At 45.0% G+C, this 16,215-nt stretch carries 16 protein-coding genes; 5 read left to right on the top strand and 11 right to left on the bottom strand.

All coding sequences use genetic code 11. From position 1 onward, the window contains the following. Positions 1 to 2: 2 nt before the first annotated feature. Positions 3 to 593 carry a phosphoheptose isomerase gene (locus tag AACT19_RS05775; protein ID WP_004729817.1) on the top strand — a complete coding sequence of 197 codons (591 nt, stop codon included), beginning with the start codon at positions 3 to 5 and terminating at the stop codon, positions 591 to 593. 16 nt (positions 594 to 609) lie between these two features. Continuing rightward, a complete protein-coding gene (locus AACT19_RS05770; protein WP_076645690.1) occupies positions 610 to 1,215 on the top strand; it encodes a BON domain-containing protein in 606 nt (201 codons plus the stop codon). Positions 1,216 to 1,306: 91 nt separating this feature from the next. Here AACT19_RS05770 and sspB read toward each other — a convergent pair whose 3' ends face one another. The 8 genes from sspB to zapE form a co-directional block, all read right to left on the bottom strand. Next, entirely contained in the window at positions 1,307 to 1,801 is a 495-nt protein-coding gene (sspB, locus tag AACT19_RS05765; protein ID WP_017087501.1) for a ClpXP protease specificity-enhancing factor, read from the bottom strand. A 6-nt stretch (positions 1,802 to 1,807) separates the two neighbouring features. After that, positions 1,808 to 2,443 carry a stringent starvation protein SspA gene (gene sspA / locus AACT19_RS05760; protein ID WP_010434700.1) on the bottom strand — a complete coding sequence of 212 codons (636 nt, stop codon included), beginning with the start codon at positions 2,441 to 2,443 and terminating at the stop codon, positions 1,808 to 1,810. 97 nt (positions 2,444 to 2,540) lie between these two features. Continuing rightward, a complete protein-coding gene (locus AACT19_RS05755) occupies positions 2,541 to 3,278 on the bottom strand; it encodes a cytochrome c1 (RefSeq protein WP_004729828.1) in 738 nt (245 codons plus the stop codon). After that, positions 3,275 to 4,540: a cytochrome b gene (locus tag AACT19_RS05750; protein ID WP_004729830.1), complete on the bottom strand. Its 1,266-nt coding sequence runs from the start codon at positions 4,538 to 4,540 to the stop codon at positions 3,275 to 3,277. Before AACT19_RS05750 ends, AACT19_RS05755 begins: the two co-directional genes overlap by 4 nt. Further along, positions 4,540 to 5,130 carry a ubiquinol-cytochrome c reductase iron-sulfur subunit gene (petA, locus tag AACT19_RS05745; protein ID WP_017072804.1) on the bottom strand — a complete coding sequence of 197 codons (591 nt, stop codon included), beginning with the start codon at positions 5,128 to 5,130 and terminating at the stop codon, positions 4,540 to 4,542. Before petA ends, AACT19_RS05750 begins: the two co-directional genes overlap by 1 nt. Positions 5,131 to 5,461: 331 nt before the next feature. Beyond that, positions 5,462 to 5,854 carry a 30S ribosomal protein S9 gene (gene rpsI / locus AACT19_RS05740; RefSeq protein WP_004740758.1) on the bottom strand — a complete coding sequence of 131 codons (393 nt, stop codon included), beginning with the start codon at positions 5,852 to 5,854 and terminating at the stop codon, positions 5,462 to 5,464. A 15-nt stretch (positions 5,855 to 5,869) separates the two neighbouring features. After that, the gene (gene rplM, locus AACT19_RS05735; protein ID WP_010434689.1) at positions 5,870 to 6,298 is read right to left on the bottom strand and encodes a 50S ribosomal protein L13; all 429 of its coding nucleotides are present in this window, start codon (positions 6,296 to 6,298) and stop codon (positions 5,870 to 5,872) included. A gap of 246 nt (positions 6,299 to 6,544) precedes the next feature. Beyond that, positions 6,545 to 7,648 carry a cell division protein ZapE gene (gene zapE / locus AACT19_RS05730; protein WP_076645688.1) on the bottom strand — a complete coding sequence of 368 codons (1,104 nt, stop codon included), beginning with the start codon at positions 7,646 to 7,648 and terminating at the stop codon, positions 6,545 to 6,547. Positions 7,649 to 7,867: 219 nt separating this feature from the next. Here zapE and zapG point away from each other — a divergent pair, with 219 nt between their 5' ends. The 3 genes from zapG to degS all read left to right on the top strand — a co-directional run bounded on the left by zapG (position 7,868) and on the right by degS (position 11,028). After that, positions 7,868 to 8,323, top strand: a complete 456-nt coding sequence (gene zapG, locus AACT19_RS05725) for a Z-ring associated protein ZapG (RefSeq protein WP_004736002.1) — start codon at positions 7,868 to 7,870, stop codon at positions 8,321 to 8,323. 126 nt (positions 8,324 to 8,449) lie between these two features. Continuing rightward, on the top strand, positions 8,450 to 9,805 hold the full coding sequence (locus AACT19_RS05720) for a Do family serine endopeptidase (protein ID WP_004736003.1): 1,356 nt from the start codon (positions 8,450 to 8,452) through the stop codon (positions 9,803 to 9,805). A gap of 158 nt (positions 9,806 to 9,963) precedes the next feature. Then, positions 9,964 to 11,028 carry an outer membrane-stress sensor serine endopeptidase DegS gene (gene degS / locus AACT19_RS05715; RefSeq protein ID WP_004736004.1) on the top strand — a complete coding sequence of 355 codons (1,065 nt, stop codon included), beginning with the start codon at positions 9,964 to 9,966 and terminating at the stop codon, positions 11,026 to 11,028. A 199-nt stretch (positions 11,029 to 11,227) separates the two neighbouring features. On the opposite strand, the gene parC is transcribed toward degS, so the two are convergent. From parC to yqiA, 3 genes are all read right to left on the bottom strand, one after another. Next, complete coding sequence (parC, locus tag AACT19_RS05710) at positions 11,228 to 13,486, bottom strand: DNA topoisomerase IV subunit A (RefSeq protein ID WP_017080241.1); 2,259 nt, start codon at positions 13,484 to 13,486, stop codon at positions 11,228 to 11,230. Between the two features lie 3 nt (positions 13,487 to 13,489). Beyond that, positions 13,490 to 15,370: a DNA topoisomerase IV subunit B gene (gene parE / locus AACT19_RS05705; RefSeq protein ID WP_017077669.1), complete on the bottom strand. Its 1,881-nt coding sequence runs from the start codon at positions 15,368 to 15,370 to the stop codon at positions 13,490 to 13,492. Positions 15,371 to 15,609: 239 nt separating this feature from the next. Then, entirely contained in the window at positions 15,610 to 16,215 is a 606-nt protein-coding gene (yqiA, locus tag AACT19_RS05700) for an esterase YqiA (protein WP_017087495.1), read from the bottom strand.

The following is a 16,215-nucleotide window of genomic DNA, read 5'->3' as shown; positions in this document are numbered from 1 at the left end:
ACATGCTAGACAGCATTAAAGAAAGTTTTACAGAAAGTATTCAGATCCAAATTGCGGCTGCAGAAGCACTGCCAGACGCAATTACGCATGCCGCTCAAGCAATGGTTGCGACCTTGCTTAACGGAAACAAAATTCTTTGTTGTGGTAATGGTGGTTCGGCGTCGAATGCTCAGCAATTTGTATCGTGCCTACTTAATCGCTTTGAAACCGAGCGCCCTAGCCTGCCAGCAATGGCTCTCACAGCAGACAACACCACGCTAACGGCAGTAGCCAACGACTATCACTACGAAGAGATTTTCTCTAAGCAGGTACGTGCGTTTGGTCAAACTGGCGATATTTTACTGGCTATCTCTACTAGCGGTAACAGCAAGAACATCATCAAAGCAATGGAAGCAGCGGTAACACGTGACATGACGATCATCGCCTTTACGGGTAAAGATGGTGGTGAAATGGCAGGCTTACTTGGCGAACACGATGTAGAAATTCGTATCCCTTCACACCGTACAGCACGCATTCATGAAGTACACATGGTGACACTGCATTGCCTATGTGACCTAATCGATCAAGTACTCTTCCCTGCTCACGAAGAGTGATATACGGAGCATCACAATGAAATCATTAACCTCTATGAGGCTGTTTAAGCTGATTAGTGTTTCGCTACTTACACTGTCCCTGTCTGGTTGTGCTGGCATTTTCATTGCTGGTGCTGCAACCACAGCGAACTTAGTCACTGACACACGATCCACCAAACAAATCTGGAACGATAACAATATCGAATTTGAAGTCGCAGCCATCACCAACAAGCAGCCATATCGTGGCAACGTTCGTATCACAGCGAGCTCTTACCGAGGTTCGGTTGTATTGATGGGGCAAGCGACCACTGACTCAGAGCGTCGCGCGTTTGAAAACCAAGCCAAAGAAGTGGCAGGCGTAGAAAGCATCCATAATCAGGTGCGAGTAAAAGAGCCATTGACCATCAGTGCTATTAGTAACGATAGCTGGATTACTACCAAGGTGAAATCAGCTCTTCTAGCAAACGCAGATCTCAACGGCATCAAGGTTAAAGTCATCACTGAAGATTCAGAGGTGTTTTTACTTGGGTTAGTATCTCGAGAGCATGCTGATATCGCGACAGAAGTTGCGCGTAATGTTTCAGGCGTAAAGCAGGTGATTCGAGCGTTTGAATATGGCGAAGAAGAGACGGCCGTTAACTAGCCTTAAGCAAGCCAATTAAATGCTATTTAGCAGAAAAGAAAAAGCAGCGACGAGTCGCTGCTTTTTTATTTGAGTCGTTATTTAGCTAACGTTATTTGATAACACGAAGGCTTGGGCGACCTTTTGCTGGACGAGGAGGCTCAGGATCTGAGTCAGGCTCTTCAGCATCTACGTCTGCCGTTGCTACGCTCAAAGATGGGCCTTTCTCTTGTTCTTCAAAAGGACTTTCTTCAATCCCTTCTTCAAAAGATTCCATGTAAGCCTCTTCAGGTTCAAACATGGTACCAGCACCATTCTCACGAGCATAAATCGCTTGTACTGCGTAAAGCGGCACGATCACAGAGTGTGGACGACCACTAAAGCGAGCACTAAACGTCACAGCTTCGTTACCCAGTTCAAGTTGTCCAACCGCACGAGGCGCGATGTTCAGAATGATCTGACCATCTTGAACAAACTCTTCTGGAACTCTTACACCCGGTAATGTTGCTTCAACAACAAGGTGTGGAGTTAATTCGTTATCAACCAGCCATTCATAAAATGCACGAAGCATATATGGTCGGCGTGGAGTCATATTTGAAATATCCATAAACGCTTAGCGAACGAGTCGCATCTCACGCTCAGCTTCAGTTAGAGAAGCTAGGAATGAATCACGTTCGAATACGCGGTTCATGTAAATCTTAAGCTCTTTAGAACCAGGGCCAATTAATTCGATACCAAGCTCAGGTAAACGCCATAGTAGCGGAGCTAGGTAACAATCAATTAGGCTAAATTCTTCGCTCATGAAGTATTCATACTCAGCGAAGATAGGAGCAAGAGTCAGTAGGTCGTTGCGCAGTTTAACGCGAGCTGCTTCAGATTCTTCAGCGTTGCCTTTAACGATCTTCTCTGCAACTGAATACCAGTTACGCTCAATGCGGTACATCATTAGACGACTATTACCACGAGCAACCGGGTATACAGGCATCAACGGTGGATGAGGGAAACGCTCATCTAAGTACTCCATAATGATCTTTGAGTCATATAAAGCAAGCTCACGATCAATAAGAGTAGGTACTGATTTGTACGGGTTCAGTTCAACAAGCTCTGCTGGTAGATTTTTTTCATCAACCAACTCAACTTCAACACTTACGCCTTTTTCAGCAAGAACAATGCGCACCTGATGGCTATACATATCAGAAGCACTTGAGAAAAGAGTCATTACAGAACGTTTATTGGCAGCTACAGCCATGGAGCCCTCCAGTACACTTTAAATAAAAACAATGGAGGCCTAAAGCCTCCATTGAACATTAACATAATTTGGGAATTAGCACGGTATTATAGCACAATTAGTGCACATCACGCCAATACTCTTTCTTCAGCAAAATCACAATGATAGTGAAGATTACTAAGAAGGCCATTACCCACCAACCCATTGCATGACGCTCAAGTTGAACTGGGTCGCCCGAGTAAACCAAAAAGTTAACAAGGTCACGAACGGCTTCGTCGTATTCACCAGCACTTAATTCGCCAGAACCGTCAGTTTCAGTACCAACAACAGTTGTCACTTCCTCGCCATCTACCATATGAGTATCGTAGATTGGTGTTGGAATACCTTGCAGCTCTTCAAGAACGTGCGGCATACCAACACTTGGGAAAACAATGTTGTTCACGCCAAACGGACGAGATGGGTCTTCATAGAAGGTACGAAGGTACGTGTATAGCCAATCTGCGCCACGAACACGAGCAACCAAAGTTAGATCTGGTGGCGGAGCACCAAACCAACTTGCCGCTTGATCAGAGGGCATAGCATTAACCATCAAGCTACCGATTTTCGCTTCAGGGTCGAAAATCAGGTTTTCCTTCATTAGATCTACAGGGATCTCTAAATCATTCGCAACACGTTCATAACGCTGGTACTGCGTTGAGTGACAAGCAAAACAGTAGTTCATGAACATCTTAGCGCCATTTTGCAATGAGGCTTTATCTGTTAAATCATTGTTTGCTTTGTCTAATGGTACGCCTGCACCCGCTGCCATCGCCAGTGATGGCAACATAGCAAATAAAATTACAATCCACTTTTTCATTTGAATGTCACCCTTTCTGGTAATGGTTTCGTCGCTTCATTTTTACTGTAGAACCACAGTAGAACGAAGAACATGAAATAACCTAAGCTAAAGATCTGAGCCAGTAGCGTATACGTTGGCGTTGCTGGAAGCGCACCAAGTACACCAAGCGCAATAAAGCTTATTGTGAATTGGATGATGTTAATCAAATGCAGTTTGCTACGGTAACGGTAAGAACGCACTTTACAACGGTCGAACCATGGCAGTAGGAATAGCACAACAATAGATGCACCCATTGCAACTACACCGATCAGCTTATCAGGAACAGCACGAAGTACAGCGTAGAACGGCGTGAAGTACCAAACTGGAGCAATATGCTCAGGTGTTTTCAGTGGGTTAGCAGCTTCGAAGTTAGGCGGCTCAAGGAAGTATCCACCCATCTCTGGGTTAAAGAACAGCACGTAACAGAACAAGAATAGGAAACCAGCAACACCGACCATATCTTTCACCGTCCCGTATGGGTGGAAAGGAACAGAGTCAATGATGTCGTATTTCTTAGTGTAATCCTTATGGAATGGGAACTGAGTTTTGTAGTCGTCGCCCATTGTGCCTTTAGGAAGCTTAGTCTCGATACCGTCTGGGTTGTTCGAACCCACTTCGTGCAGTGCTAGTACGTGAAGTACGATAAGCAGCAGAAGTACGATTGGTAGAGCGATAACGTGCAGTGCGAAGAAACGGTTTAGCGTTGCACCAGAGATGATGTAATCACCACGGATCCAAAGCGTTAGGTCATCACCAATAACAGGAATCGCACCAAACAGAGAAATGATTACCTGAGCACCCCAGTAAGACATTTGCCCCCATGGTAGTAAGTAACCCATGAAAGCCTCAGCCATAAGCACTAAGAAGATCAGCATACCGAAGAGCCAAAGTAGCTCACGAGGCTTTTGGTAAGAACCGTAGATTAGACCACGGAACATATGCAGGTAGATAACCACGAAGAATGCCGAAGCACCTGTCGAGTGCATGTAACGCAGTAACCAGCCGTATTCCACATCACGCATGATGTATTCAACAGATGCAAATGCGCCATCACCAGACGGAACGTAGTTCATTGTTAGCCAAATACCTGTAAGGATTTGGTTAACCAGTACCAACATTGCCAAAGAACCGAAAAGGTACCAAAAGTTAAAGTTCTTAGGCATTGGGTATTCAGATAAATGCTTTTTATAAGCATTCATTGCGGGTAGACGTTTTTCTACCCAATCAAGCAATCCTTGCATTATGCGTCTCCCTCGTCCACACCGATCATGATCTTAGTGTCACTCAAATACATATGCTTTGGCACTACAAGGTTCAATGGGGCTGGTACGCCTTGGAATACTCGACCTGCCATATCAAACTTTGAACCATGACAAGGACAGAAGAAACCAGACTTAACGCCCTGAACTTGTTCTGCAAAAGAATCTGGCAGGTAAGTTGGAGAACAACCTAAGTGCGTACAGAAACCAACAGCAATGAAGAACTCCGGCTTAATAGAACGAAACTCGTTCTGTGCGTAGTCTGGTTGTTGTTCAGTTTCAGATTGAGGGTCACGAAGTTGACCACCGATCGCTTTTAGGTTCTCTAGTACCGACTCAGCACGGCGTACAACCCATACAGGTTTACCTTGCCACTCGACACGAACCATTTGTCCCGGTTCTAACTTACTGACTTCCACTTCCACCGGCGCGCCCGCAGCTTTCGCTTTGGCACTCGGGTTCCATGATTTAATAAAAGGCACGGCTACAGCAGCTGCTCCCAAACCACCAACAACGGCTGTTGTTGCGGTTAAGAAACGCCTGCGACCGTTATTTAAAGGCGCGTTGCTCATCCAAACATTCTCCCATTTGCTCCTTATGGATTGAAATAATTCCGATTAAAGAGCATGGCTAACAAAATATGTATTTAGTTCTATTTATTGACGGCAAATGATAAATAAAACCCTACTTTTTGACAAGATAAAGCTACCTTTTTGTAACAATCATGAGGCAAAGCGCACATTGGGTTACAAAAGCTTTCAAAATATAAGAATTTAGGAATAAAACGAGGAGGGGGAAGCGTTTAGCGGGGGCCAGAAAGACAAAAAGCCCGGCATATAGCCGAGCTTTGAACCACAATTCCAGTAATAAAACTGGTCGCGTGTATTTTTCGGTAAGGAAAAATTAACGCTTAGAGAATTGAGGTTTACGACGTGCTTTACGTAGACCAACTTTCTTACGTTCAACGCAACGAGCGTCACGCGTAACATAGCCAGCTGCACGTAGAGCAGGACGTAGAGTTTCATCGTATTCCATAAGAGCACGAGTGATACCGTGGCGGATTGCGCCAGCTTGACCTGAAATACCACCACCAGAAACAGTGATGTAAAGGTCAAGTTTCTCAGTTAGTTCAACTAGCTCAAGAGGTTGCTTAACAACCATACGAGAAGTTGGACGACCGAAGTAAACATCAAGGCTACGCTTGTTGATTACGATCTCACCAGAGCCTGGTTTGATGAAAACACGAGCTGCTGAGCTTTTGCGACGACCAGTGCCGTAGTATTGATTCTCTGCCATTGTCTTAATCCCCAATTAGATGTCTAGTACTTGTGGTTGTTGAGCAACATGGTTGTGCTCAGTACCAGCGTATACTTTAAGCTTACGGTACATCGCGCGGCCTAGAGGACCACGTGGAAGCATACCTTTAACTGCTAGTTCAAGAACCATTTCTGGTTTCTTAGCAATTAGCTTTTCAAAAGTGATAGTCTTAAGACCACCTGGGAACTCAGAGTGACGGTAGTAAACCTTACCCTTAGCTTTGTTACCAGTCACAGCTACTTTCTCAGCGTTAACAACGATGATGTAATCACCAGTGTCTACGTGAGGAGTGTATTCTGCTTTGTGCTTGCCGCGTAGGCGAGAAGCGATTTCACTTGCTAGACGGCCAAGAGTTTTGCCTTCAGCGTCTACAACATACCAGTCGCGTTTTACAGTTTCTGGTTTAGCAACGAAAGTTTTCATGCTAATAATTACCTATTTAAAAAATTTACACTTAAGGAATACTCGCGTATTCCCACTGTCTAAGAGTTACCATCATCACCCCTTCGAGTGTTGGAAAACTCTTGGCATAACGTGATTTTACTCATCGCTAGAGGCCCGCAGTAACGGTAGGTCGCAGGATTATAGAGAAGAGCGAAGAAAAAATCACCTCTTTTTGAACAAAATCACGATTTTTTTAATTCTCTTTCTTATTCGAGATAATCAAAGCTAACTTAAGTGTTCTTTTGCCAAATATTCATGGCTCTGCATTTCGATTAAACGCGACTGACAACGTTTAAACTCAAATTCTAACTGACCATGGGCATATAGCTTTTCTAGCTCCACTTCCGCTGAGATAATCAACTTCACGTTACGCTCATAGAACTCATCAACTAACGCAATAAAGCGTCTTGCTGCGTCATCTGAAGTCGCGCCCATTTGCAACACATCAGCCAGCAGAACCGTGTGATAAACCCTAGACAGTTCAATATAGTCATTCTGGCTGCGAGCCGACTGACAAAGCTGAGCAAACGTGCCATGTAATACACCATCGCTTGCTTCGACTACATCCAGTTGACGGTGATTGACCTCAATCTGTTTGAGTTTCTCTTTATCTTCACCAACGAGCTGCGCGTAATATGTTTCGAGGTTGATGCTCGCTTGGCTATCCAGCGGGTAATGATAGATCTCAGCCTGCTCTAACGTACGAAGGCGATAATCGATTCCGCTATCGACATTAAGAATATGGCAATTGCCTTGAATAAGCTTAATCGCGGGTAAGAAGCGAGCTCGCTGCAACCCGTTACGATACAAATCCGCAGGTGGAATATTAGAGGTCGCGACTAAGATAACGTTGCGAGCGAATAACTCTTGGAACAAAGTTCCTAAGATCATGGCATCCGTGATGTCTGAAACAAAGAATTCATCAAAACAGATAATATCCGCTTCTTCTTTCAACTTATCTGCGACTAAAGGCAACGGGTCGCTAACATTACCTAGCGCCCTTAGCTCATCATGGACTCGATACATAAAGCGGTGAAAGTGAACACGCATTTTTTTTGTGGTCGGTAAGGCATCGTAGAACGTATCCATTAAGTACGTTTTACCGCGCCCGACACCACCCCAAAAATAGAGGCCTTTTGGTGGCTCTGGCAGTTCTGGCTTTTTGCCCATTAATTTCTGGAATCGAGTCAGTTGAGGAATAGGCGTATTCATGTAATCTTGGAATTGATGAAAGAGTTCATCTAAAGATTTAACGGCTTGCTCTTGTGCTGGATCTCTTTGAAATCCATGTTCTTTTATATCTTGTTCGTATTTTTTAATGGGATTCATGACGACATTTCCACAATGAAAGCAATATCAGACAGCAAATAAAAATGAGCCCAAACAGTACGAGATATGTCGCTATGCGGTGAATAATGCAGCATCAAACTGCTAACTAGCGCACACGCATTTCTCTTTATACTGCGGCTTTCTCATAGTACCATGGAGCCGTATCACGTGTAACTAAGCAGTAACAAACATGTTAAAAAACAATAATAAGGAGCTGTTATGCCTTGGATGTATGCCGTTGCCGGTTTACTAGTCGGAGTTATTTTAGGGGTCGCTATTTCTCGTCTCATGACACCTGAATACAAAAAACAAAAGAACGTACAGAAAGAATTAGATAGCGCAAAGTTTGCCCTTGAACAGCAGCGACAAGAGCTAGCTGACCACTTTGCGAAATCAGCAGAAATGTTGGACACCTTAGGTAAGGACTACACAAAACTGTACCAACACATGGAAAAAACAAGCTCAGAGCTGATCCCTAATCTGCCAGAGCAAGATAATCCATTTGTGAAAACAGCCGCAGCCCATTCGGATAAACCACAAGACAAGCCTTCAGTTAAAGAGGCGACACTTGAAGAACAACCGAAAGATTACGCTAATGGCGCAACCGGTTTATTTACAGAGCAGAAGAAAGAAATCATGGATGCTCCCGATGTTGTAACCGCAAAAGCATCGTAAACATTTAACACTTCTGTGAACTTTACAAAGGTTTTTGAGTCATAACTTTCACTCAGGTCATTTGAAACTTCTCATACTTATTAAACGTATAAGAGGGTTAAGACCTAAACTAGAGAGGAGTTTATGATGAAAAAACCTTTGCTTGCTTTATCAGTACTGACTTTAAGCTTAAGTTCAATCATCACCCCCATTCAAGCAACGGCCGCACTGCCATTAAGTGTGGGTAATGAACAATTACCAAGCCTTGCACCTATGCTTGAACAAGTGACCCCCGCTGTGGTTAGTATTGCCGTAGAAGGCAAACAGGTACAACGTCAGCAAATCCCTGAACAATTTCAATTCTTTTTTGGTCCAGAACAAACACGAGAACGCCCATTCCGCGGGCTAGGTTCTGGTGTGATCATTGATGCCAAGAAAGGCCATATTGTCACCAATTACCATGTCATCAATGGTGCCGACGATATCAAAGTAAAACTTCATGATGGTCGAGAGTACGATGCCGAGCTCATCGGCGGCGACCAGATGTCGGATATCGCGCTATTAAAACTCGAAACAGCCAAGAACCTTACCCAGATAAAAGTCGCAGACTCCGACAAGTTAAGAGTCGGTGATTTCAGTGTCGCTATCGGCAACCCATTTGGACTCGGTCAAACCGTGACATCCGGGATCGTTTCTGCACTCGGTCGTAGCGGCCTAAATCTAGAGAACTTTGAAAACTTCATTCAAACCGATGCCGCTATCAACAGTGGTAACTCTGGAGGTGCGTTAGTGAATCTCAACGGTGAGCTGATTGGTATCAACACGGCTATCCTTGGCCCTAACGGAGGCAATGTCGGTATCGGCTTTGCAATCCCATCCAATATGATGAAAAACCTGACAGAACAAATTCTCGATTTCGGTGAAGTAAAACGCGGCATGCTGGGTGTTCAAGGCGGAGAGGTCACCTCTGAATTGGCGGAAGCGCTTGGTTATGAATCCAGCAAAGGTGCTTTTGTTAGCCAAATTGTACCCGACAGTGCTGCGGACAAAGCCGGACTGAAAGCGGGCGATGTTATTGTCTCTATTAATGGTAAGCGTATTGATACTTTTAGCGAGTTAAGAGCCAAAGTCGCAACCCTCGGCGCAGGCAAACAGATCGAACTTGGTGTCGTTCGTGACGGAAAGAATATGACCTTTGATGTGACTCTGGGTGAATCCACCAATAGTAAGACACAAGCTGAAAAGCTCCATGAAGGACTTGCCGGTGCAGAGCTCACCAACACAACCGACAGCGACTCAACGACAGGCGTCAAGGTATCAAGTGTCGCTCAAGGTTCGCCAGCAGAAGCCTATCAACTTCTTAAAGATGACATCATCATCGGGGTAAACCGCCAACCCGTTAAGAACCTAGCTGAATTTAGAAAGATTCTTGAAAAACAACCTGGCGTGTTGGCGCTTAATATCCAAAGAGGCGACAGGACTATCTATCTAGTTATTCGATAGTCATACGTCAGCGCAATTACAGGGAGGCTCAGTAAGTTTGCTTTAAACTTACTCAGTCTCCCTTTTCTTTAGATCAATCAAAATGCTATGCTTCACTCGTAATCAAGTCAGTCATCCATTGACGGATGCTCCATACCTTACTTGTTGAAGAGGGAAACATGCTGTCCTTTCTATTTCGTTCTATTTCCCTTGGACTCGTTTCAGCGGCACTTATTCTTCTCGCATTTCCGAGCTTAAGGCCAGCTATAGTTTCAGATGTCACTAGTCCTCAAGTCGATAATATTGGCTCTCTTCAAATCTCATTTAACCAAGCGGTGCGACGTGCTGCACCCGCTGTGGTCAATATTTATAGTCGTAAATACGCAGAAAGCGATCGCAATAAGCTACTGACTCAAGGTTTGGGTTCAGGAGTCATTGTTAGCGAAAAAGGCTACATTATTACCAACTTTCACGTTGTTGCTCAAGCCGACCAAATAGTTGTGGCACTTCAAGACGGACGAGTAGCCGCCGCACAGCTTGTCGGTTCAGACAAGCGCACCGATATCGCGATACTCAGAGTCAGCGGTGACAACTTACCAGTGATTCCACTGAACCAAGATTACACTGCAAATGTCGGAGATGTGGTTCTCGCTATCGGTAACCCGTATAACCTAGGTCAAACCACAACCTTTGGTATTATCTCGGCAACAGGTCGCTCTTCAATCAGTGCAGATGGTCATCAAGCCTTTATCCAGACCGATGCGGCAATCAATGAAGGTAATTCCGGTGGTGCACTTGTCAATTCACAAGGTGAGTTAGTCGGTATCAATACCGCGTCTTTCCAACAAGCTACCGACATGGAAACCTACGGGATTTCATTTGCTATCCCCTACCCATTAGCGAATAAAATCATGCAAAAAATCATCGCTGATGGTCGTGTGATTCGTGGTTATATTGGCATAGACGGACAAGACATCAACTCGGTGACGTCACGCTTACTCGGCAATAAGAATATCGGCGGTATTGTGGTACTAGGGATAGACCCTAACGGCCCTGCGGCTGATGCAGGCTTTGAAGCACAAGATATTATTGTCAGCATCAATAATACCCAGATTAGCGGACGACAGAGCGTAATGGACATTGTTACTGACCTGCGCCCAGGTACTGTCATTGATGTTGGTGTATTACGCAAAGGTGAAAACAAGACCCTCAAGGTGACTATCGCTGAAGATACACGCCTGTAGCCTATATACGTATGTTGATTGCTAACATGAAGTTAGCGACCCCACACTGTTAAACTTCCAGACACAAAAAACCCAGCTCTTAAGCTGGGTTTTCTTTTATCAATCAAAGCGAATTATAAACTCAATTAAAACTGACTATATAACTAAGCGTCATAGCTAAGTGTCATAGCTAAGCGTGTCATAGCTAAGCGTGTCATAGCTAAGCGTCGCTAGGTTCATCGATATCAATGCGCGTCACTCGTTGTAGTCCTCTAGGTAGTAAACCACCACGACGACCACGTTCACCACGGAAATTTTCAAGATCCGCAGGTTTCAAGCCAAGTTTGCGTTTACCCGCATAGATTGTCAGAGTCGCATTCTCTGGGATAGCCATTAGATGCGAGACAAACTCTTCACGCTCTTTTGCTTTCGCAGAAGGAATGTTGATGATCTTGTTACCCTTACCTTTGCTCAACTGAGGTAGGTCTTTAATCGGGAACAACAACATACGACCTTGGTTAGTAATCGCCAGAATCTGGTTAGTATCCAAGTCAGCAATCGGGCTTGGCAACATCACTTCAGAAGCTTGTGGCAAGTTAACCAGCGCTTTACCGCTCTTGTTCTTAGACAGCAGATCGCTACCTTTACAAACAAAACCATAACCCGCATCAGAACCGACTAACCACAGCTGTTCATTCTCTCCCATCACCACTTGGCGAATAGAAGTACCAGGGCTGACGTTCAAGCGGCCTGTAATTGGCTCACCTTGGCTTCGTGCCGATGGCAGTGAGTGAGATTCAAGGGAGTAGCTTCGGCCATCACTGCCGAGGAACACCGCTTGTTGGTTACTCTTACCCTTAGTGCTTGCTAAGAATTTATCACCTGATTTGTAGTTCAAGCCTTCAGCGTCAACTTCATGCCCTTTAGCATGACGAATCCAACCTTTCTCAGACAACACAACCGTAATTGGTTCGCTTGGTACTAAGTCACGTTCTGTTAGCGCTTTCGCTTCAGCACGCTCAATCAACGGTGAGCGACGATCATCGCCGTATTTATCTGCATCTGCTTGGATTTCTTTTTTGATCAGGGTATTCAAGCGACGCTCTGAACCGAGTAGCTTTTCAAGCTTTTCACGTTCAGCTTCAAGCTCTTCTTGCTCAGCTCGAATTTTAAATTCTTCTAACTTAGCTAAGTTACGAAGTTTAATATCAAGAATAGCATTAGCTTGAATTTCAGAAATGTTGAAACGGTTCATCAAAACAGGACACGGCTCGTCTTCTGTTCGAATGATCTCAATCACTTCATCGATATTGAGGTAAGCAGCGAGTAAGCCTTCTAAGATGTGCAAACGAGCCAGTACTTTATCTAAACGGTACTGTAAACGACGACGAACGGTCGTACGACGGAACTCAATCCACTCTTTCAGGATTTGAACTAAGCCTTTAACTTGAGGACGGTTATCTAAACCAATCATGTTCAAGTTAACGCGGAAGTTTTTCTCTAAATCCGTCGACGCGAATAAGTGACTCATCAGTTGGTCACAGTCGATGCGGTTTGAACGAGGAACCACGACGATACGCGTTGGATTCTCGTGATCTGATTCATCACGCAGATCGTCAACCATAGGCAGCTTCTTAGCTCGCATCTGGTTAGCGATTTGCTCAAGTAACTTCGCACCTGACACTTGATGAGGTAAAGACGTGATAACGATATCAGAGCCTTCCTTGTGCCATACCGCGCGCATCTTGATACTGCCACGGCCTGTACGGTAGATCTTTTCGATGTCCGACTTCGGCGAAATAATTTCAGCTTCTGTCGGGTAATCTGGGCCTTGAATGAAACCCATCACATCTGGAAGTTCAGCTTTCGGCGTATCAATCAAATGAATCGCCGCGTTCGCCACTTCACGGACATTGTGAGGCGGGATGTCGGTCGCCATACCAACCGCAATACCTGTAATGCCGTTAAGCAAGATATGAGGAAGGCGTGCAGGCAACATCTGAGGCTCTTTCATCGTGCCATCAAAGTTGGGTTGCCAATCAACGGTTCCCTGACCTAATTCACCGAGCAGAACTTCCGCAAACTTTGACAGTTTTGCTTCGGTATAACGCATCGCAGCGAACGATTTCGGGTCATCCGGTGCACCCCAGTTACCTTGACCATCCACCAATGGGTAGCGGTAAGAGAAGGGTTGCGCCATCAGTACCATCGCTTCGTAACAAGCAGAGTCACCGTGTGGGTGATACTTACCTAATACGTCACCAACGGTACGTGCTGATTTTTTATATTTCGATGCAGCGGATAGGCCCAGCTCAGACATCGCATAGATAATACGACGCTGTACTGGCTTCAAGCCATCACCGATATACGGCAATGCACGATCCATGATCACGTACATTGAGTAATTTAAGTAGGCATCTTCGGTGAACTTGCGCATTGGCAACTGTTCAACGCCATCATATGTAATTTCGTTAGACATCCATTATACCTCGGCCATATCACCGTTAGTCTGTAGCCATGTACGGCGATCATCTGCACGTTTCTTACCAAGCAGCATGTCCATCATCTCGTTGGTCGCGTCGTTGTCATCAATCGTTAATTGGACAAGACGACGAGTATTTGGATCCATAGTGGTTTCACGTAACTGAAGTGGGTTCATTTCACCCAGACCTTTAAATCGTTGCACGTTGATTTTGGCTTTCTTCTGCGATAGTCGCTCAAGCACACCATCTTTCTCTGAGTCATCGAGTGCGTAGAACACTTCTTTACCGCAATCGATACGATACAGAGGAGGCATTGCCACATAGATATGACCCGCTTCAACCAAAGCATGGAAATGACGAGTAAATAGTGCACATAACAGTGTCGCGATATGAAGACCATCCGAGTCCGCATCGGCAAGGATACAGATCTTACCGTAACGCAGGCCTGACAAATCATCGTTATCTGGGTCGATACCCAGAGCAACTGAAATATCATGTACTTCTTGTGAAGCCAGTACTTGGTCTGCTGACACTTCCCACGTATTTAGGATCTTACCGCGAAGTGGCATAACCGCTTGGAACTCACGATCACGTGCTTGTTTAGCAGAACCACCCGCCGAGTCCCCTTCCACGAAGAAGATTTCGGTACGGCTTAAATCTTGAACCGAACAGTCGGTTAGCTTACCCGGCAGTGCTGGACCAGAAGCAATCTTTTTACGTACAACCTTTTTGCTTGCGCGCATACGACGATGTGCGTTAGCAATACAAGCTTCTGCAAGTAATTCTGCTAGTTGAGGCTTTTCATTCAGCCACAAGCTGAAAGCATCCTTCACTACACCAGAAACAAACGCAGCAGTTTGACGAGAAGATAAGCGCTCTTTGGTTTGACCCGCAAATTGTGGATCTTGCATCTTCACCGATAGAACGTAAGAACAACGGTCAAAGATGTCATCACCCGTCAACTTAACGCCACGAGGGAGAAGATTACGGAATTCACAGAACTCACGCATTGCATCAAGCAGACCCTGTCGAAGACCGTTTACGTGTGTACCACCTTGCTTAGTTGGTACTAAGTTCACGTAACTTTCGGTGATCATATCACCGCCTTCTGGCTGCCAAATGATCGCCCAGTTCGCCATTTCCGTTTCAGCAACGAATTCGCCAACATAAGGTTCTTCAGGCAGTAAGGTGTAACCTTTCACGCCTTCGGCAAGGTAGTCTTTTAGACCGTCTTCATAGAACCATTTATGTTCTTCACCGCCAACCTTGTCGATAAAGGTGATTTCTAAACCCGGGCAAAGTACGGCTTTAGCTCGCAGGTTATTAATAAGGCGTAAAACAGAGAACTTAGAGCTATCGAAGTACTTTGGATCTGGCCAGAAATGCACGGTAGTACCGGTATTGCGATGACCACAAGTTCCCGTAACCGTAAGGTCGGTTACGGCATGACCACCCTCAAGGGCGATTTCATGTACCTGACCGTCACGACGAACCGTTACTTCAACACGTTTTGACAGCGCGTTTACCACCGAGATACCTACCCCGTGCAAACCACCTGAAAACTTATAGTTGTTGTTTGAAAATTTACCGCCTGAGTGGAGCTTAGTTAAAATCAGCTCAACACCCGAGATGCCTTTTTCAGGGTGGATATCAACCGGCATACCACGGCCGTCATCGGTAACTTCTAACGATTGGTCAGCATGAAGCACAACTTTAATTTTCTTAGCGTGTCCCGCTAGTGCTTCATCGACCGAGTTATCAATGACTTCTTGGGCAAGGTGGTTTGGTCTTTCTGTCTCTGTATACATTCCCGGGCGGTGTCGCACGGGATCGAGACCTTCAAGTACCTCGAGGTCTTTTGCATTATATTGTTCAGTCATAATACGGAGTTTACTCAAAAAGTTTGCGTCTGTTCGCTGGCTCTAGTTTCACTAAAGCAGAATCATTACTATGAACCTTCATAGTAGAGCGAACGAGCGAAGTATTGGGGAATATAGTCTGGAAGCTGAGTAATGATGTCAAGCTAGTTCAAAAACTAAGACATCAAACTATGATATTTCACCATTGATAGATGAAATAACAGGCAAACAAGAGAAAATCACTCTGTTGATGAAACAGATTAGAGGTTTAGAAAAGTGACGATTTGTTGTGGGTAACGTTCAAAATCAACAAAGCTATGATCCCCGCCCTCTTCTACTGTCTGTGTCGCACCTTGGTACTTCTCTACCGCTTGTCGGTAATCCAGAACTTCGTCTTCCGTTTGCTGAAGTAACCAGAAGTCACTCGGCTTAGCGATAGCCGGAACCTCTAACGCCTTCAGTTCATCGATATGCTTTGTTTCCAGCACATATCGTTCATCTGTGTATGGGTTTACTTGCTCACCTAAATAATCAGCAAGAAGCTCATACGGCTTCACGGCTGGATTTACAACCACCGCCTTGAAACCATAATGACTATTTAACCATGTTGAAAGATAGCCCCCCAAGGAACTACCGACTAACGCGATCTGATATTGATCTTTATATTGCTCCACCAGCTGCTGTAAATGCAGAGCTGCTTGCTGAGGGAAGCTCGGTAGTTGAGGCGTTACGACTTTAATATCAGCGCGATGCTCCGCACAGTAATCTGCCATCACATTCGCTTTGTGAGAACGTGATGAACTGTTAAAACCGTGAATATAGAGAAGCAGCGATGGCTTAGCGGCTTGCTGATTAAAGTCCGGCAT

Origin of the sequence: Vibrio sp. 10N.222.47.A9 (genome assembly GCF_963872585.1) — a bacterium.
Lineage (GTDB): Bacteria > Pseudomonadota > Gammaproteobacteria > Enterobacterales > Vibrionaceae > Vibrio > Vibrio splendidus.
This window is presented reverse-complemented; position numbering and strand designations above follow the sequence as displayed.